The sequence below is a fragment of the Solidesulfovibrio fructosivorans JJ] genome, from assembly GCF_000179555.1.
Taxonomy (GTDB): domain Bacteria; phylum Desulfobacterota; class Desulfovibrionia; order Desulfovibrionales; family Desulfovibrionaceae; genus Solidesulfovibrio; species Solidesulfovibrio fructosivorans.
Genome location: NZ_AECZ01000014.1, coordinates 27,356 through 45,625 on the forward strand (window position 1 = coordinate 27,356; position 18,270 = coordinate 45,625).

Annotated in this window: 20 protein-coding genes; 18 read left to right on the forward strand and 2 right to left on the reverse strand. The window is 61.9% G+C overall.

The window, feature by feature from the left end; all coding sequences use genetic code 11:
* Window position 1: 1 nt before the first annotated feature.
* From DESFRDRAFT_RS11230 to DESFRDRAFT_RS11255, 6 genes are read left to right on the forward strand one after another with little or no spacing between them, the layout of a single operon-like run.
* Window positions 2–1,996: a TonB-dependent receptor gene (locus tag DESFRDRAFT_RS11230; RefSeq protein ID WP_005993974.1), complete on the forward strand. Its 1,995-nt coding sequence runs from the start codon at window positions 2–4 to the stop codon at window positions 1,994–1,996.
* Between the two features lie 14 nt (window positions 1,997–2,010).
* A complete protein-coding gene (locus tag DESFRDRAFT_RS11235) occupies window positions 2,011–2,712 on the forward strand; it encodes a class I SAM-dependent methyltransferase (RefSeq protein WP_005993975.1) in 702 nt (233 codons plus the stop codon).
* Between the two features lie 26 nt (window positions 2,713–2,738).
* Window positions 2,739–3,377, forward strand: a complete 639-nt coding sequence (locus DESFRDRAFT_RS11240; protein ID WP_005993976.1) for a class I SAM-dependent methyltransferase — start codon at window positions 2,739–2,741, stop codon at window positions 3,375–3,377.
* A complete protein-coding gene (locus tag DESFRDRAFT_RS11245) occupies window positions 3,374–4,228 on the forward strand; it encodes a metal ABC transporter substrate-binding protein (protein WP_005993977.1) in 855 nt (284 codons plus the stop codon). Before DESFRDRAFT_RS11240 ends, DESFRDRAFT_RS11245 begins: the two co-directional genes overlap by 4 nt.
* Window positions 4,200–4,997, forward strand: coding sequence for a metal ABC transporter ATP-binding protein (locus DESFRDRAFT_RS11250; protein ID WP_144005016.1), 798 nt, complete (start codon window positions 4,200–4,202; stop codon window positions 4,995–4,997). Before DESFRDRAFT_RS11245 ends, DESFRDRAFT_RS11250 begins: the two co-directional genes overlap by 29 nt.
* 9 nt (window positions 4,998–5,006) lie before the next feature.
* Complete coding sequence (locus DESFRDRAFT_RS11255; RefSeq protein WP_005993980.1) at window positions 5,007–5,831, forward strand: metal ABC transporter permease; 825 nt, start codon at window positions 5,007–5,009, stop codon at window positions 5,829–5,831.
* Between the two features lie 68 nt (window positions 5,832–5,899).
* Here DESFRDRAFT_RS11255 and DESFRDRAFT_RS22535 read toward each other — a convergent pair whose 3' ends face one another.
* Window positions 5,900–6,130, reverse strand: coding sequence for a hypothetical protein (locus DESFRDRAFT_RS22535; RefSeq protein ID WP_005993982.1), 231 nt, complete (start codon window positions 6,128–6,130; stop codon window positions 5,900–5,902).
* Window positions 6,131–6,478: 348 nt separating this feature from the next.
* On the opposite strand from DESFRDRAFT_RS22535, the gene DESFRDRAFT_RS22540 reads away from it, so the two are divergent.
* The 4 genes from DESFRDRAFT_RS22540 to DESFRDRAFT_RS21320 all read left to right on the forward strand — a co-directional run bounded on the left by DESFRDRAFT_RS22540 (window position 6,479) and on the right by DESFRDRAFT_RS21320 (window position 8,214).
* Entirely contained in the window at window positions 6,479–6,769 is a 291-nt protein-coding gene (locus DESFRDRAFT_RS22540) for an energy transducer TonB (protein ID WP_005993984.1), read from the forward strand.
* Window positions 6,770–7,133: 364 nt separating this feature from the next.
* Window positions 7,134–7,454, forward strand: a complete 321-nt coding sequence (locus tag DESFRDRAFT_RS11265) for a pyroglutamyl-peptidase I family protein (protein WP_272913127.1) — start codon at window positions 7,134–7,136, stop codon at window positions 7,452–7,454.
* 26 nt (window positions 7,455–7,480) lie between these two features.
* Window positions 7,481–7,852 (forward strand): DUF423 domain-containing protein, encoded by a 372-nt coding sequence (locus tag DESFRDRAFT_RS11270; RefSeq protein WP_005993986.1) that lies wholly within the window; start codon window positions 7,481–7,483, stop codon window positions 7,850–7,852.
* Window positions 7,853–8,061: 209 nt separating this feature from the next.
* Complete coding sequence (locus DESFRDRAFT_RS21320; RefSeq protein ID WP_336884666.1) at window positions 8,062–8,214, forward strand: hypothetical protein; 153 nt, start codon at window positions 8,062–8,064, stop codon at window positions 8,212–8,214.
* 35 nt (window positions 8,215–8,249) lie between these two features.
* On the opposite strand, the gene DESFRDRAFT_RS11275 is transcribed toward DESFRDRAFT_RS21320, so the two are convergent.
* Entirely contained in the window at window positions 8,250–9,344 is a 1,095-nt protein-coding gene (locus DESFRDRAFT_RS11275; protein ID WP_005993991.1) for a lipase family protein, read from the reverse strand.
* Window positions 9,345–10,039: 695 nt separating this feature from the next.
* Here DESFRDRAFT_RS11275 and DESFRDRAFT_RS11280 point away from each other — a divergent pair.
* From DESFRDRAFT_RS11280 to DESFRDRAFT_RS11305, 8 genes are all read left to right on the forward strand, one after another.
* Window positions 10,040–11,281, forward strand: coding sequence for a tyrosine-type recombinase/integrase (locus DESFRDRAFT_RS11280; RefSeq protein ID WP_005993994.1), 1,242 nt, complete (start codon window positions 10,040–10,042; stop codon window positions 11,279–11,281).
* Complete coding sequence (locus tag DESFRDRAFT_RS11285; protein WP_005993995.1) at window positions 11,278–12,501, forward strand: Fic family protein; 1,224 nt, start codon at window positions 11,278–11,280, stop codon at window positions 12,499–12,501. Before DESFRDRAFT_RS11280 ends, DESFRDRAFT_RS11285 begins: the two co-directional genes overlap by 4 nt.
* A 150-nt stretch (window positions 12,502–12,651) precedes the next feature.
* The gene (locus tag DESFRDRAFT_RS22185) at window positions 12,652–13,179 is read left to right on the forward strand and encodes a hypothetical protein (RefSeq protein ID WP_144005017.1); all 528 of its coding nucleotides are present in this window, start codon (window positions 12,652–12,654) and stop codon (window positions 13,177–13,179) included.
* A gap of 488 nt (window positions 13,180–13,667) precedes the next feature.
* Window positions 13,668–13,901, forward strand: coding sequence for a hypothetical protein (locus DESFRDRAFT_RS11290; protein ID WP_005993997.1), 234 nt, complete (start codon window positions 13,668–13,670; stop codon window positions 13,899–13,901).
* Between the two features lie 226 nt (window positions 13,902–14,127).
* Complete coding sequence (locus DESFRDRAFT_RS11295) at window positions 14,128–15,561, forward strand: DNA primase family protein (protein ID WP_233489603.1); 1,434 nt, start codon at window positions 14,128–14,130, stop codon at window positions 15,559–15,561.
* 314 nt (window positions 15,562–15,875) lie between these two features.
* Complete coding sequence (locus tag DESFRDRAFT_RS11300; RefSeq protein ID WP_005993999.1) at window positions 15,876–17,411, forward strand: toprim domain-containing protein; 1,536 nt, start codon at window positions 15,876–15,878, stop codon at window positions 17,409–17,411.
* Between the two features lie 9 nt (window positions 17,412–17,420).
* Window positions 17,421–17,750: a hypothetical protein gene (locus DESFRDRAFT_RS22190; RefSeq protein ID WP_005994000.1), complete on the forward strand. Its 330-nt coding sequence runs from the start codon at window positions 17,421–17,423 to the stop codon at window positions 17,748–17,750.
* Window position 17,751: 1 nt separating this feature from the next.
* Window positions 17,752–18,138: a helix-turn-helix domain-containing protein gene (locus DESFRDRAFT_RS11305; RefSeq protein ID WP_005994001.1), complete on the forward strand. Its 387-nt coding sequence runs from the start codon at window positions 17,752–17,754 to the stop codon at window positions 18,136–18,138.
* Window positions 18,139–18,270: the final 132 nt, after the last annotated feature.

Sequence of the window (18,270 nt, forward strand, 5' to 3'; positions counted from 1 at the left end):
CATGATTCCCCGTCGTTTCTCCCGAGCCGCCCTTCTTGCACTTGGCCTCGCCTTCGCCGCCTCGCCATCGCTTGCAGCCGATCCCCAAACAACGGAGAATTCAGGCGAGGCCATGCTCGAGGAAGTCAATGTCGTCTCCTCGCCCATCATCGAAGGCAACAGGGTGGACAGCTTCGCCAATGAAACGACGACCGTCACCAAAGAGCAGATATGGGACCTCAATGCGCCCGACCTGACCTCGGCCCTGCGCCGCACCCCCGGCGTGACGATCTCCCGCTTTGACAACATCGGTTCCTTCGGAGGGGCGGAAGGCGGCGCGATTTTCATCCGGGGCAAGGGGGCCAGCCGGCCCGGCGCGGAAATTTCGGTCATGATCGACGGCGCGCCGGCCTATATTTCGGTCTGGGACCATCCGCTGCTGGACTATCTGTCCGTGGACCCGGCCGCCGCCGTCACCGTGTACAAGAGCCCGCAGCCCATGAACTTCGGCAACGGTCTGGCCGCCGTGGACATGACCCCCAAACGTATGGACCACGAAGGATTCTCCTCCCGGGTCACGGCCCAGTACGGCTCCTACAACACCTCGCAGGAAACGGCGGAAACGGGCGGCAAGATCGGCCGCTTCGACTACTACGCAGCCCAGAGCTACCGCTATTCCTCGGGCTCGCGGGCCATGTCCGACGGCATGCTGACAAGCTATTACGGCCGCCTGGGCTACGGCCTGACCGACAACTGGAACGCCCACGCCACGGTGATCCGCACGGACAACTACGCCATGGATCCGGGGCCGGAAGGACAGCCGGAGGAGCGCGACGGGAAATACGTCACCCGCGATTGGCACATGGTGGCTACGCTCGCCAACACCTACGATTGCGCGGAGGGGACCCTCAAAGGCTATTGGAACAGGGGCGAAGGCAACTGGTTCAACCAGTCCGGCAAGGATAACGACAACACGAACGATTCGGACCTGTACGGCGTGCGGGCCAAGGAAAAACTCCGTCTCTGGCAGGGCGGCGAGATCGCTTTCGGCGCGGACATGGACTGGATCAGCGGCCAGGCGGAATTCACCACCGACCCCGAGCTGACCATCAATTCCCTGACGGACTGGTCGTTCACGCCGGGCGGGGTGACGCACTTCGACCGCATGACCTGGTCCATCTTCTCGCCCTTTCTCGGCGTCTCCCAGATGATCGGCTCCAAGGAAGGCTTTTACGCCACGCCCTCGGCCGGGCTTCGCTACTACGGCCACAGCCAGTTCCAGTCGGAATGGTCGCCCCAGGCCGGCTTGCTGCTCGGTTACAAGGACCTGGAGCTGCACGGCACCTATTCCCGGGGCGTCAACTATCCGGGACTCAACGTGGCGGTCTTCTCCCAAAACGTGATCTCCTCCCTGGGCCAGAACTGGCGCAGCCTCAAGGCCGAGACCATGGACCACTTCGAGGCGGGCGCGTCCTACAAATACGAAAACCTGCTCAGGTTCGACGTGACGGCCTTTTCCGACAACGGACACGACCGCTACGTGATGTATCCCTCCTCCGGGAGACCGACCGGGTTTGAAAATTACGGCTCCTACTCCATTTGGGGCCTGGAAACCACGGCGACCTACACCCCGGTCAAGGATCTGTCTTTCTTCGCCGGCTTAAACGCCATGGGGCACACGCCGAAATACCTCCCCTACGTGCCGAACCTGAGCGTCAGCCTCGGCGCGAACTACCGCTTCCTCGAGCATTTCAAGATCGCCGCCGACGCCCAGTACGTGGACGAGATGTACGTGCTTTCCGAAACCCGGCGCGTGGGCACGCGCAACACGGAAAAGGTGGACGGCTACTGGCTGGCCAACGCCAAGTTTTCCTATTTCTTCACCATCCCCAAACCCAAGGTCGAAACCGAACTCTTCGTGGCCGTGCAGAACCTGACCAACACCTTCTACAAATACAAGCCGGGCTACCCCATGCCCGCAACCGGCGTTTCGGCCGGCGTGGCCCTGACCTTCTAACCTCGGGAGGACATATGGAAGGAGCCGTTTCCACAGCCTTCGACCGCCGCGAGGTCTTTACCAAGCTCCGGGCGCATGACCGCATGTGCCATGTGGCGGCCTACGCCTGGCTGGAAGGATTTCTGGCCGGGCGGGGGCAAAACGGCGACGGGCTGCGCCTGCTCGACCTCGGTTGCAACGATGCCCGCGACATGGTCCGCGTCCTGTCCGCCGGCGACGTGACCGCCTACACGGGCGTGGACACGGACACGGATTGCCTTGCCGCCGCGTGGAAAAACCTCGCCGACAGCCCGGCCGCCGCGGACCTCGTCGCCGCCGACGGCCGGGAGATCCTGGCCGGCTTGCGCGAGGCCGTGGACGTCATCTGGATGGGGCTTTTGCTGCACCACTTCCCCCGGGAGGAGAAAGCCCGGCTTTTTGCCATGGCCAAAAACGCCCTGCGCCCAGGCGGGGAGCTCCTCACCCACGATCCCATGCCCGGCGACGGCGAAAGCGCCGAGGCCTTTCTGGCGCGCTACAACAGGGTGATCGAAGCCGGCTGGACCGAACTGACGCCCGAGGAACGGCGCGTCCTTGTCGCGCATTGGAGTCGCCACGGGCGGCACGATTCGATCGATGTCGTGGAGCGGCTGGCCCGGGAAGCGGGATTTTCCAAGGTGGTCCGCCGCCGCCTGGACCCCGACGGCTTCTACGCGTTGTTGCGCTTCGCCGTCTGAGCGGGCGCAAACGAGGAGAGAACACCATGCGAACGCAAAACGAGCCTGATCCCCGGGCCGCCTTCTTCAATGCCCGGGCCGTGAACTGGGAAGCCAACTGCTATCCGCCGCCGGTGCGGGAAAGGCTGCCCTCCCTGGTCGCGTCCTTCCACCTGCCGCCCGGAGCAACGGTTCTCGACATGGGCACCGGCCCGGGAACGCTGGTGCCCTATCTCCGCAAGGCCCTTGGCCCCTCCGGCAGGGTCTTTCCCTTCGACCTCTCCCTGGAGATGCTGCGGCAGGTCCGGTCCAAGCTCGGACCGGCCGATCCGCCGCCGGTTTTGGCCACGGCCATGCGCCTGCCCTTTCGCGACGAGAGCTTCGACGCCGTGGTTTGCTTCGCCGCATTCCCCCATTTCGAGGACAAGGGCCGGGCCCTGTCGGAAATGGCCCGGGTGGCCAAGCCGGGAGCGACGGTCATCATCAGCCATTTGCTGAGCCGCGCCGAGTTGTTGGCCCACCACGGCACGCACAGCGCCGTGGCCGGCGACGCCCTGCCGGAGGAAACGGACATGCGGCAACTTTTCCTGCTCGCCGGCCTGCCCGATCCCGCCATCATCGACGCCCCCGGCCATTACCACGCCGTCTGCCGCAAGCCGGCCGGCACACCGGGAGGCCGGGCATGACACGGCTTTCGCACGCCTTGCGCTGTCTCGCGTTCGCCTGCCTCTGCTTAGCCCCGCTCACGGCTTCGGCTCTGGCGCAAACGCAAGCAACGCCCATCGTCATCGCCGCCGGCACCACGCTGGTGGCGGACATCGTCGGCGACCTGGGCCGGGGATTCCTCACCGCCGCCCCCATCGTGCCCGCCGCTTCCTGTCCGGGGCACACCGACCTGCGCGCCTCGGATATGCGCACGCTCGCAAACGCCAAGGCCATCATCCTCCACGACTGGCAAACCCACTTTGACAGCGTCATGGGGCCGATCCGAAACGACCCGGCCCTCATCCCCAAAGTGCGTGTGGTCGCGGCCCCCGGCAACTGGATGGTGCCCGACCGCCAAAAAGCCGCTACCCTGGCCGTGGCCGGGATACTGGCCGCGATTGATCCGCCGCATGCCGCCCTCTACGAGAAACGGGCCAAGACGCGGGTGGCCGAGGTGGACAGGATCGCGGCCGCGCTCTCGGCCAAAGCCAAGCCGCTGGCGGGAATGCCGGTGATGGCCGACTGCCAGCAGGCGCCTTTTCTCCAATGGCTGGATTGCGATGTGGCCGCCCAATACGGCCGATTCGAGGAAAGCGGCCCGCAACAGCTGGCCCAGGCCGTGGCCAAGGCCAGGAACGCGAACGTCCGGCTCGTGGTCGACAACCTGCAAAGCTCGGGAGGTTCGGGCAAGACGTTCGCCGGGGACCTGGGCGCGGCATTTGTCGTGCTGAGCAACTTCCCGGGAGGATTCCCCGACACCCCGACCTGGGCCGCAGCCGTGGCCGCCAACACGGACCGCTGCCTTGCCGCGCTCAAGCGTCATGGAAAATGATGCCGCCCTTTCCCTGCGCGACGTCGTGGTCAAAAGGCGCGGTCGCGTCGTCTTGCGCATCGAGGCCCTGGATGTGGCCAAAGGCGGGGTGCTCGGCCTCATCGGCCCGAACGGGGCCGGCAAAAGCACGCTGCTTACCGCCATCTGCGGGATGTTGCGCCTGACATCCGGCGCGGTGCGGCTCTTCGGGAACAGGTTGACCGGCCCCGGCGCAAGCAAGGCAAGAAGGGATATCGCCCTGGTCATGCAGGCCCGGGATGCGGACCCGCGTCTGCCCATAAGCGTCCAGGAATCCGTCATGTCCGGCGGCTATGCCAAGCGCGGCTGGTTCAGGACGCCGGGCCGGGAACTCGCCCGCCGGGCATCGCAAATGCTGGAGCTTGTGGGCATCGGCCACTTGGCCGGCCGTCCCCTGGGGCAGCTTTCCGGGGGCGAACAACAACGCGCGGCCATTGCCAGGGCATTGGCCCAGGAGCCGCAGGTCCTGCTGCTTGACGAGCCCACGTCGGCGCTGGACTGGCGCGCCCAGCGCGACATCCTCGGCTGCATCGCCGGGCTGCGCGACCGGCTCGGACTGACCGTGCTGCTGGCCACCCACGACCTCAACAGTCTGGAGAGCCTGTGCGACGAGGTGCTGTGCCTGGAATCCGGCCGTCCCCTCTGGCGCGGTCCGGCCCGGGAAGCCCTCGACGCCGACCGGCTCGGCCGACTCTACCGGGCCGAGGTGGCCGTGGTGTCCCACGCGGGCCGGCGCGTGGTGCTTTTTTGAGGATTCGCCATGGAAACTTTTTTGGATGCGGCGTTCATGCGCCATGCCGTTCTGGCCGGGTTGTTCGCCGGCGTGGCCTGCGCCGTGGCCGGCGTCTTCGCCGTGCTCATGCGCCTGACGTTCATCGGCGTCTGTCTGGCCCACGCCGCCTTTGCCGGCGGGCTCATGGGGCTGCTTTTCGGCTTGGACCCGCTCACGGGCGCGTTGGTAGCCAGCCTGGCGGCGGCCGCGATCATCGGCCCTGTGGCCGACCGGGGTGAGCTTTCCCCGGATACCGCCGTGGGCGTCGTGTTCTCGGCCATGCTCGGCCTGGCCATTTTCTGCCTGGGCCTGCTCCCTGGTCCCAAGACGGCCGGCCTCAACCTCTTTTGGGGCAATATCCTGACGGTCAGCCCGCGCGACCTTTGGCTCCTCGGCGGGGTGGCCGTGACAGCGACCCTGCTCATCGTCGCCTTCTTCAAGGAGATCCAAGCCGTCGCCTGCCATCGCTGGATAGCCCGGGCCTGCGGCCTGCCGGCCACGGCCATTTTCTACGGCATCCTCTTTTTCACGGGCCTGACCGTCACGGCCTGCCTGCCGAGCATCGGCGGGCTTCTCGTTTACAGCCTGCTCATCAATCCGGCGGCGGCGGCCTACCAGCTCACCTACCGCCTGGGACGCCTTTTCTTTTTGGCGGCGCTGTTCGGGGTCGTCTCCTGCGAGGGCGGCCTGTTCATCGCCTGGAAACTCGACGTGCCGGCCGGCGCGTCCATCGTCCTCGTGTCCAGCCTGATCTTCCTGGTCGCCGTGGCCTGCTCCCCCAAAAGAAAGGCCGGTTCCCGGGCCGAGGCATAGCGCGCATGCCAGGCGTCCCGCATGTCATGCCCGAGAGGCGGCAAACCACGACGTCCCGCCGCCATGCATCACAGGGATGGCTCTTGTCCCTGGCGTTCCATGCGGTCCTCATCCTCGGCCTTCTCGCCTGCCACCGCTTTCTTGTAGCCCACCCGGGAGGCGGCGGGGGTGGCAAGGGCGGTGGCGGTGGCGGGTCTGTCCTGGCTGTGGACCTTGCCGGATTGGGACCGGGGGATGCCGGTCCGCTTCCCGGCCCGGAAGCGGAAGCGACCGAAAGCGTGATGCGCCCGGCCGGGCAAACCGCCTCCGCCCCCCCCAAGCAAGAGCCCCCGGCGCGCGACCAGAAAAAGGCGCTGCCTGTCCTGGCGGCATCCGCCGCATCCACGGAAAAAACCAAGCCGAAACCGCGCCGTCCACCGAAAAGCCGGCGTCGCCGCGCGCCCGAGGCTACGCAGGCCCCCGCATCCGTATCAGGACAAAGGCCGGCGGGTTCCGGTTCGCACGACGCGCCCCAAGCGGGGCCGGAGGGAACCGGCCCGGGTATGACCGGAGGCGCGTCCGGCCAGGGCGGCGGGAAAGGCGGAGGCAGCGGCGGCGGGGAAGGACCGGCTGTCGGCGCCGGACGGGGCGCGGGTGAGGAAGGCGGCATGAGCCTGGCGGCGGTGGATGCAAAACCGAGAATCCTCCGCCAAGTCACGCCCGATTACCCTGCCGATGCGCGCCGTCGCGGCATCGAAGGCCGGGTCGTCGCGCGGCTCCTGGTCACAGCCGATGGCGGCGTACGAAGTATCAGCATCGTTTCCGCAAAACCGCCGCAGGTCTTCGAGCACGCCGTCATCGCGGCTCTTGGACAATGGCGTTTTCACCCGGCCCGCTACAAAGGGCGCGAGGTGGCGACCTGGGTCATGCTGCCGGTCAAGTTCGATTTGAAGAACTGACGCAGGGCAAGGCGACAGAACACCGCCATGATTTTCAACGACCCGTTTCGCAATCGCCAACCCCGGTCCGGAGCCAGGAACAGACTCTGACACACATGCCCCACCGAAACCGCCTCCGAAGCGCCCCCTTTTCCCCGAGGAGGAAAAAGGGAAGAAGGTCCCCAGCGAGACAAGCAGCCCGGGCCAGACCGGATGACCTGCCCGGACTTCTTTCAAATGGGCCCTTCAGTTACTGAATTATTTGTTGGCCCTATTTTAGGGGGAGGGTTAACGTCACGTTATCTCAAACCCGTCCCTGTTTCACTGGGAGCCATGACATGAACACAGTCCTCGTGACGGGCTTTGGCCCTTATTCCACGCGCCCCTGCGGGCCATGGTGCTGGCCATGCGCAGGGCCGGTTTCCCGGCGGACATCTCCGACGCGCCAGGCACGCTCATGTGCAACCACCTGATGTGCGGAGTGCTGCACCACATCGCGGCAAACGGGCTGCCCATCCGGGCCGGGTGGATCCACCTGCCCTCCCTGCACGAGGTGGCCGCCATGGAGCACGAGAAGGATGTTGATCCCGTTGGCAGTTGTGAGGGGCGGTTTCAAAGGCGCATCCTGAGGCCACGGCCAGCTGGTGATGCACGCAGCGCCGGTCCGGTCGGTGCGGGACAGGCGTTCGCCCCTGTCGCTTCGTGATGCGCCCAAACAATCGGAGGATTATCGTGGACAGGCTTTTTTTTGCCCTCGGCGCGCTCTCGGCGTGCATGGCCGTGATCGCGGGGGCGCTCGGCTCCCATGCCTTGAAGCACCGACTGGCCCCGGACATGCTGGCCGTGTTCGAGATCGGCGTGCGCTACCAGATGTATCACGCCCTGGCCCTGCTCGGGGTGGGGCTCGCATCCGCCAGGTGGGGCGGTGCATACATGGCCGTCGGCGGCTGGTGCTTCATCATCGGAACCTTTTTGTTTTCCGGGAGCATCTACCAATTGAGCCTCACGAACACCAAGTTCCTCGGCATCGTCACGCCCATCGGCGGTGCCATCTGGATGATCGGATGGGTGTCGATCGCCTTGGGAGCGTTGCGGGCGAAGTGAGCTGGCTGGCTGGCTTGGCCGGCCTGATCGGGAAAAAGAGGGGTTACGGCGTGTGGTCGTTGCAGAGCGCTGTCACGAAGAACATGCCGCGGCACCTGGACAAGGCGCCACTGACCTGCCGGTTTTCTTCGGACCAGTTCATTCTTGAGGGTGGCTCCTGGGTTTGAGTTGTTGCCGACCATCTGTGCGAAGGCGGCGACGTCGCGGCCGTGAGCAAGCCCATGGGCCACGCCAGCGTCAAAATGACCGTCGACCAGTATTACCACCTGCTCGGCGGCGAGAAACGGCGCACCATCGCCAAGCTGCCGAGTCTGACGAAGTCGGAGAATATGCAGACTACGTCTGTCGCGGAACTTCCTTGAGGGTTCCGCGGCCACGGACCCACCCGGCCTCTGCCTTATTTCTTGGCGAGGTCTTCTTCGACATACCGGGCAATGGCTTCCAGCAACGCGGCCCGAGGATAGGCGTTCTTGGTGTTGAGCGCGCGCAGCAGCCCCGTTTTCGTAAAAGGCATGGCCACGGCCAGGTGGTCGGCATTGGGGTATCCGAGCAGGGTGGCGCCCGGGTAAATCGCGTCGGACGCGATGACCAGACCGTCGTTGAGGGGATCGGTCTTGGCGAGGATGTCGTAAAACGGTTTGAGGACCATGGACATTTCTTCGCGCGTTGCGAAGGCGGCCAAGGAATAGAACCGGATGCCAGATTGCATGGGATGTTCGGCTAAAAACCGTAACCGCCCCGGTCGGCGCAAACTGTCGATGGCCTCCGTATCGTTGCCGGGCGGGCATGAGGACAGGGGCATGGATTCGACGAAGCGGATCAGGTCATCACTGAAGGTATCGGCCAGGGGAGAGCCGTTTATCGCCCCGGCCACGCTGACCACGGCCGCCGTGCGTGGGACCAGTTCCGGGTAGTCGACCAGGGCCTCCAGGACATCCACGGCCCCTTTGGAGTGGGTCACGAAGACGAGCTTGTCTTCCATGGGCAACGAAGCGACGGCATCGCGTATAATGACGGCATTATGCGCGCAGCTCAGCCGGCCACCGGTGTTGACCAAACTGGTGGCATAGCCCTGGCGTTCGACATTTGCCCGGGCGTCCTCAAAAAGGAGCGAACTTTGGGCAACGCATTGGGCAAGCAACCCGGGCACGAGCACTAACCGGAGGCCAGCCTTGGAGGGGGACATCGGCACAGGCAGGCCGGATGACGCGGGCTCTCCCGCCAAGCGCCATAGGACGCTGTCACCGTCAGCGGGACGGTTGCCGGGCAGCCCCGCCCCATGGTCAGCGATCACAGCGGTCATTATTTCGCGAAAACGGGCGCGGCCATCGCGAATTCCCGCCTTGTCGGCGGGAGTCAGGACAGCCGCGGGCGAGGCATGGGCCACGGCGGTCACGTTCGGCTTGGCGCAGGCGGCGAGCAAGAGGGCCGGTCCCCCCATGATGAGCAACAAGGCCAGTGGACGAAGCAGGGACGGATGTGATTTTGCCATCAGTGAGTCCATTTCCCCGGCAGAGTGCCTGATTTTGAGATCGATGGGCGGCTTCGAGGAACGAAAAGAAGAGGCCGGCCGCACCTCCTCCGGCGGTTTTATACGATATCCGAGACTTCCACGCTACCACGCTTCCGCGCGGGGCGGCGACATCGGGAGGGAGCAGTGAGGTCACCGCACCTAGGGCGCCCCCTGACCGCAGGGTAATGGGTCGTCCCGGATAACCATTCCCCAGCAATCCCAGGCCAAGAGGTTATCCCCCCGGTTATCCAACAGAAAAAGGGCCTACGGTTGTTCACCGCAAGCCCTTGAAATAACTGGTCGGGATGAGAGGATTTGAACCTCCGACCCCCTGAACCCCATTCAGTTCAAGCGCCTTTCCCGCAGTTTCCCAAATCATCCCAAACATGTTGACATCACTGCCTTCTTGGGCGATCCACTCTTACCGGTCTTTCCCTCGAAATACCCCCCTTTCACATAAAAAGTGGGGACAGAGTGGGGACAGAATGAGAGAGAAATCGACCCCCTGATTGTCGAACACCAAATCAGGGACCGCCCCCCCGGGCAGGAATCGCGGAGTGGGGACCGCGTTGAAATTGTTTCTTAATCTGGTCGAGCACACTGGGAAATAGGGCCAAAACGGGGGCCGATCCAAATTCATAGGATAAATTACAAGCCCAGGGGCGAGCACAATCATGCAATGGACCAAAACCAGTTTCCCGGGCGTGCGCTATCGGGAACACCCTGAACGCAAGCACGGTATCAAGCCGGATCGGTATTTCGCCATTCGCTACCAGGCGGACGGGAAACGCCGCGAGGAAGGCCTAGGCTGGGGCTCCGAGGGTTGGACCGCTCAAAAAGCCGCCGTGGTCCTGGCCGGCCTCAAAAAGGCCCATGTGACCGGCGAGGGGCCGAAGACACTTCAAGCCAAGCGGGACATCGAAAAGGCCCGGGAGGAAGCCGAGGCCCGGGAAAAGGCTGTTCAGGAAGCCGAAGCCGTCACCTTCGGTTTCATCTTCGAAGGCGTCTACCTGGAACACGCCCGGCAGAACAAAAAGCCGAACACCGTCCAGACCGAACAGGGCCTTTTTCGGAAGTGGCTCGGGCCGGTCATTGGCGACGTGCCCCTGAAAGACATTTCCCCGTTCCATCTGGAGCGGATCAGGAAAAACATTGCCGCCGCCGGCCTATCGGCCAGAAGCGCGCATTATGCCCTTTGCGTCGTGCGCCAAGTCTTCAACTTCGCCCGTGACCACGACATGACCGATTGCGTCTCCCCCACCTGCAAGGTCAAGGCTCCAAAGACCGACAACCGACGTCTTCGATTCCTGACCCATGAAGAAGCGGACAAACTGCTAGAGCACGTGGCCAAGCGGAGTCACGAGCTACACGCCATTTCTCTGGTCTCGCTGCACTGCGGCCTTCGAGCCGGGGAAATCTTCAACCTCACATGGTCGGACGTGGACTTCGACCGCGAAACGCTCACCCTTCGGGATACCAAAAACGGCCGGACCCGCATCGCCTACATGACGGGTCAAGTCCGGGGAATGCTCGCGGCCAGGGTCAAGGGCGGACCAGGGGACCCGGTCTTTCCCGGCCGGGGAGGCGTTCGCCGCTCCTACGTCTCCAACGCCTTCGAACGCGCGGTCAAGGACCTCGGCTTCAACGAGGGCATCACGGATTCCCGCCAAAAAGTGGTCTTCCATTCCTTGCGCCACACCTTCGCGTCTTGGCTGGTCGAACAGGGAACGGACCTCTACAGCGTCAAGGAGCTTATGGGACACCGCACCCTGTCCATGACGGAACGTTACAGCCACCTTTCCCCGGACAGCCTGCGCCGGGCCGTCAAAGGGCTTGAGGCCGGCATTGCGGCCAAGAGCGAAGAACCCCAGGTGCTGACCATGGGTGATGCGCCCAAAAGGCGGAAGACCTCATGAAGCCCGAGGCATTCACGGAACAAGCCGCCGGCCGGGTCATCCGCGTCGGTCAAGGCGAAGTCGCCTATCACGCTTTCGTCCCCGCCCCATTGCCGCCGGCGCTTACCTTGGATCCGGATTTGATTTTGACCCTTTCCGATGCGGATCGGGCTTTGGGTGAACTGGCAGGGCTTGGCCGGGCAATCGCCAATCCGTCCTTGCTTGTCCGCCCGTTCATGCGCCAGGAAGCCGTCCTGTCTTCCCGTATCGAGGGCACGCAAGCCGACCTGGCCGACCTCTACGGGTATGAGGCCGGACAACTTCTGTTGCCGGGCGTGCGCCCGCGCAAACAGGCGTCTGACGTGCGGGAGGTGTTCAACTATGTCCAGGCCATGGAATATGGCCTGGAACGCTTGGAGACCTTGCCACTCAGTCAGCGGCTTATCCGCGAGGTCCACGCCAGACTCATGGACGGCGTGCGCGGGGACACGGCCACGCCCGGCGAGTTTCGCCGCTCGCAAAACTGGATAGGCCCGCCCGGCTGTCTGCTTGCCCAAGCGAGTTATGTGCCGCCGCCCGTTCCCGAGATGGCCGAAGCCCTGGACGCCCTTGAAAAATACCTTCACGAAGGAAGCGCTTATCCGCCCCTGGTGCGGCTGGCCTGCATTCACTACCAGTTCGAGGCCATCCACCCGTTTATTGACGGCAACGGGCGCGTGGGCCGGTTGCTCGTGCCCCTGCTTATGGTCTCGTGGGGGCTCCTGCCACATCCGCTTTTGTATCTGAGCGTCTACTTCGAGCGCCGTCGGGAAGACTATTACCGGCTACTCATGGCTGTCAGCACCCATGGCGATTGGCGGGCCTGGACCTCCTTTTTCCTGCAAGGTGTAGCCGCCCAGGCTCGGGACGCCGTTGCCCGAGCCAAGCGGTTGCAGGACCTGCAAGCCGACTGGCGGGACGCCCTGCAAAGGAAGAGAGCCTCGGCCCTGGTCCTTCGTCTGGCCGATGCCCTCTTTGAACGCCCGATCCTGACCATCCCTGTAGCCGCCGAGGTCCTGAGCACGTCCTATCCCTCGGCTAAGGCGGCCGTTGCCAAACTGGAGGCCATCGGCGCGTTGCGCCAAGTGGCTGCCGAAGGAACGGCCAAAACCTATGAAGCTGCGAGAATCCTGGACATCGTCACGGGCGAGGACGAATCCGAGGACGCTATGCAGATTAAAGAAATCGGCCAAAAACTTTAATCAAATCCGAATACATTAAAGAGGCCTTTAACCAGACATCGCCCGACTGTTCCCCGGCCTAGACCCGGCCTCGCGAACCGGGTCGAAAAGCCGTTTTCCTGGACGGCTTGGCCGGGGGATCATTACAGGAGCAAGCGACAGGAGGCTTGAATGGATATTGAGGTAAACTTTGAAACCATACTAAAAGACACTTTTTCTCTTTCATTCAAAGGAATCAGCTTTGTATTCCCGCAGATACCCACACTATTGAATAAATTTTCCTCAGAAAATGGCAATCACATAGCGCATATAATGGCCAAAAGCTGCCTCATATCAACTGCGTCATTTCCAAAAATAGACCAAGTCTCATTAAGAAGAAAGGCTGCCACCCTCATGACCCTTGAGATGCTCACGAAAGCAACAAACATCAACAACATCATAATGGATATAGAAACTTTAAGATCACTTCTAGATGAACCGCCACTAAGTATAGACGAGCTTTATAGAATCATAACAAAGCTTTCAAGGCGAGGTATTATATCTGGGCTTACTCTTTTTTATCTTCACGAAATGAATGAAGCACACCGTAAAAACTTAACGAAACATGAGCCAAGCATAAATAGCGCAATTTTTTTTGCACAGGAAAAAATCAAGGAGGAGCAGATTGACACATCTGAAGATAAAAAAACAGTACCCTGAAAACGATAAAAGTATATGGAAGCATTGGAATCAATACAAGTCCGTCTCTCACCTATGGCTGGCAGAGTATATTCTGAGAGAAGAAATAAAACACCACACAGAATCTTCAACATACAATTTTCCATTTTCTGGCCTCATGCGCAAAGGAAACTACCTAAAATTTTTAAAAATCGCTGAATATTATAGGAGTTTTGGAGAGACATTTCAGTTTCGCAGGAGAAATTCCTACTCGCAAAAAAATTACTTTGCTCAAGGTGAAGCATGGCGACATTCGCCAGAGCTCGACCTTCCCGGCACACCTTTAATCGACAATGAAAAAAATTACTCGGACCTTTTTGAACTAATAGAACGCTGGAATAACAGACAAAGTACGTAAAAACATTACTTACCGCGCTCACAGAGCACTAAGTGCAATAGGCGCGCAGTAAATTTTCAACCCTGCACTTCTATGTTTTCCCAGGGACAACCTGATGATTGGAGGTTGTCCCATGTCACACGACTCCACCGTCACTGACTTCCTTGCCGACTTCGAACGGGAATGCCCGCCCCTGGTGCGCCGCACCGAACTGAAACAGTACGGCTTCCCGCTCACGCCTCAGACCCTCGCCAATCTCGCGGCCTTAAAGCAAGGCCCCCCACTCTTCAAAGTCGCCGGCCGTGCCTGCTACCGCCGCGCGGACCTTGTCCAGTTCCTCAAGGAACGCACCACCAGGGCTTTATAGCCACTGACCGGAAGGAAACCCCGCCCTCTCAATACGCACGGCAGGGGCAAAACCTGCAATTCTCGCAAGCCCTGGAGCATGGCTAATGGCCGGACCATCAAAGAAAGACCCCCAGGAAGCGGCCCGCCGGGCCTCGGCGCGGGCCGACGCGGGGAAAGCGAAGCACGCCAAACCACCAACCAAGCCGAAAGCCGTAGTCTTCACGCCCAAAGAGCTATGGCGCGCCGTGTCCGAGGAAGAGGAAGTGGGGCTGGCCACTCTCGGGGTGAAGGCCCTGAAGCAGCACTTCGCCTACGACATGCAACGCGGCGTATTCCTCGAACTGACTCCGGGCGGCGGCTACTTTGCCGAGGACCATGCCGGGCAAATCAAGGTGGCGCTGCAACAGGTCTTGCGGCCTCAGCTTGAGCAACAAAGGGAAGCCCTCGCCCAAGAGGCCTATCGAACGGACAACTCCAAAGAGACGCGGGGCCAAGCCGAAGCCTCCCGGAAAAAGTACGTTTCCGCGCTCAAGCGTCTGTCCAACAAGCACAGCCTGGACAATATCACGGCCTTGATGCGCACAGGTCGGGACTCCCTGGCCAGGGACAACGCCGACTTCGACCGTAACCCGTGGGCGCTGCACTGCCTCAATTGCCGCATAGACCTTCGAACCGGCCAAGACCGCGAAGGCCAACTTGGGGACATGAGCACCAAGTATTGCCAGACCGTATGGCGCGGCCTGCAATATGAGCATCCCGCTTGGAACGCCTACATGGCGAGTCTGCTTCCCGCCGACATGGCCGAGTACCTACAGCACTTCGTCGGCTACGCCATCACGGGTATCCAGCGGAAAGCCTTTGCCCTCTTCTACAGCAAATTTAGTGACTCGGGGAAGACGCTCCTTCTGGAGACGTTCAAAAGCGTCTTCGGCAACTATGCGGGGATGCTCCCCGCCGCGCTGCTTATGGAAGACAAAAAAGGCAAGGGGCTTGGCCCCACGCCCGAACTGGCCGAACTGCAAGGGCTGCGGCTGGCCTTCCTGTCCGAGTCGGGCAAGGCGGATAGTTTTAATGTGGCCCGGTTGAAGTGGCTATCCGGCGGCGACACCCTTGTGGCTAGGGGCCTTTTCGCCAAGCCCGTCAGCTTCGAGCCCATGCACACGCTCTTTTTGGCGAGCAACCACTTGGCCCGGATCGGCATTGATGAAGACGCCCTATGGGGGCGCATTCACGTCTTCAAGTTCCCCTACGCCTTCAAGGACAACCCCGCCAAGCCGCACGAAAGGCCCATCAACCCAGACCTCAAGGACCAGTTGCGCCAGGAGGAGGTCAAAAGCGCCATCCTGGCCTGGGCCGTCCGGGGATGCCTTGCCTGGCAAAAGAACGGGCAGAAATTCAACCCGCCGCTGTCGTCCCGCGAAGCCTTGGAAACTTACCGGCTTAACGAAGATTACGTGGAAAGTTTTGTCCGCGCCCGCTGTCTGATCGGCAAGGAACACCGCGAGCAAGCCAAGCCGCTGCATGAAGCCTACTCGCAATGGCATGTTGAGGAGTTCGGTTCAAACTCCAAGCCATTGGGAAGACGTAAATTTTGCGAAGCCATGGCCGGAAAGTTCGAGAAAGACGACGACGGCCGGTACCACTACTACCTCGGGCTTCAGCTGAAAAGCTCATTTTGATGGAGAATCCAATAAAATATCATATAATTACCATACATGCAGAGAAAAAAAGGACACAGAATATCGGACTTCGACTCTCGAAGTCTCGCAAAAAGTCGCTCAAGAAAATCAAATACATCGAGACTTCGTCTTTCTCTTATTTCTCCTATAGGAGAAATAAAGAGGAAAAAGGGGGTGGTATATATATAAGAAAGGGGTGCGCAACTCTCGAATGTCGCAGATTCATAAAAAACAGTAGGTTAAGCCCTCGGGCTTTCAACAGTCGCGTTTGCCGTCGCGGCCTCATTTTGCCCGGAATTTGAGGTAACAGGCTTATGTCACACGACATTTTAAGTCTGTACCAGGACATGGGACTTGCGGCGAAACAGAAGACCGCGACCGAATGGGCCGGGTCTTGTCCGTCCTGCGGTGGAAATGATCGCTTCTGCATCTGGGGTGGAGGCCAGGGCAAGCACGGGTTGGGCCGTTACTTTTGCCGGGGCTGCGGCCGAAGCGGCGACGCCATCCAGTTCTTGCGCGACTTTCAAAACCTCGGCTACGGCGAGGCCTGCCACGAACTTGGCTTGACACCGGCCGCGCCTTCCGGCGCACGGACACCCGTATGCCAGCCCGTAGTGGAGCCGACCGCGCCGGCATGGACGCCCAAGACCAGCGAGCGGCCCAACGCGAAATGGCAAGCACAGGCGCAAAAGCTCATCCGCTGGGCAGAACACCAACTTCAAAATTCCCCGGATGTTCTCGCTTGGCTGGCCGCTGAACGCGGCCTGAAAGCCACAACGGCTGCCCGCTTCCATGTCGGCTGGCTTCCCGAGGATCTTTACCGCGACCGCACAGCCTGGGGGCTGCCCCAGGAGTTCAAGCCAAACGGCAAACGCCGCATGCTGTGGCTTCCCCATGGTCTTGTGCTGCCGGTCCTCGACGATGCGGGGCGTCCGGCGCGCATCAAATTCCGCCGGCCAAGCCCCCGGGAGAACGAGCCGAAATACCTTTACCTACCGAGCGAGCCGAAAAACACCGCGCCCCTTGTCATCACCGGAACGGCCGCCGCCTGGATCGTGGTTGAAAGCGAATTGGACGGGCTTCTTTTAGCCCAGGAAGCGGGGGATATGGTAAACGTCCTGGCCCTGGGATCGGCCTCGCTGCGGCCGGATGCCGAGGCCCACGCCCGTCTGGAGTCCGCGCCCTTCATCCTGGTGGCCCTTGATGCCGACGACGCCGGGGACAAGGCGGCCTGGACGTGGTGGGCCACGCATTACCCGCCCGAAAAAATCCGCGTCTGGCCCGTGCCCGAAGGCAAGGACCCCACGGACGCATGGCGGGCTGGCTGGGATTTGCGCGCCTGGATCGAAGGTGGCCTTCCTCCCGCCTGTCTGCCGGCGCACCCGGTCAAAAACGCAGCCCCCGCGCCAGGACTCGAGCCCACCGGGCAAGATGGGAACGCGCACGTTCCGGACTCGGCCGAAGCGCCACCCACCATCGCCACGAGCAAGGACGACGACATGGTCGTCATAGCGCCACCGGCCTTGCCCACAACATCCCGCCACGAGCCGCGCAAACGGCTTTCCCGGCCTCGAAACTCAAAACCGACCCCCGACATGGTCCGAGCCTATAAAGCCGGCCGCCGCTGGATTCTGCCCCACCTGGACGAACTCCTGGCCCATGGCTGGACGCGCCCCGGGCTCTTTCGTGCCGGCCGATTCCGCTACCCCTGCGGCGAGTGGGGCCTTGCCTGGGCTTCGGCATGGATCAATACGCTGCTTGGCGGCGTGACTATGGCCGAGGACGGAACCGTTGTTTTCGAGCTTAACGAAACCGGCCGCGTGGTGCGGCAGACCGCACGGCCACGGTAAGGAGTGCCTATGAAACGATTTGTATTGGAACGCACAGGCAAGGAGTCCGTCGCTTTCCATGGAGAGCGCATTCTGTTTGAAACAGTAGACGTAGCTTGCTCTCATTTCGAGCTTCACGGCTATGTCTCGCTTACCCCGGTGAATTGCTATGTCCTGGCCATACGAGAGCGCCGACTTTGCAGCGACACAAGGGACGTATGTGTGTTCGACGACAAAGAACACTTTGAAAAAGCGTTGACTGCGGGGGTTGGTACTCTGGAATTGTTCAAGATTGCTCATGCAACAACCCCCCTTATTGAATCGCCCAAGTGCGCATCCTGCCCACGGGGAGGGATATGATATGGCAACAAAGGTGGCGCTGCCCCCCTCGGTCGAGGAAATCCCCGGCCTCTTGAACCCCCAGGCCTGCCGAGATTGGCTTTTTCGCCAGCTTCACCCGACCGGCCCAGCTTGCCCGAGCTGCAACCGCACTATCGAGGACTCGCGAGCAGTTCGCCGATTCTTTGCCGGGCGCATCATCTCATGTGATGCCTGCGACACGCGCTTCGGCCCAATCACGGGAACCATCTTTTCCGGCACGCAAATGTTCGCGGAGGACCTCGCGGCCATGCTCGTGCTCTTCGGAATGGGGCAGCGAGACGCGGACATCGCGTCCGCCCTCGACCTTCACCGCGCCACCGTCAGCCGCTGGCGGCGAACCCTCAACGAGCACGGCGCGGCGTTATGATCCGGCAGCACTCCCCGGCAAGGATAGGGGCTGGGCACCTCCCCGGTCGCGTCCGTCATGGCTTCCGGCGCTACGGCGAGCGGGCCGAGTGGTGCAACATGCGGAGGCTGATATGGGTTTCCATTTTTCCAC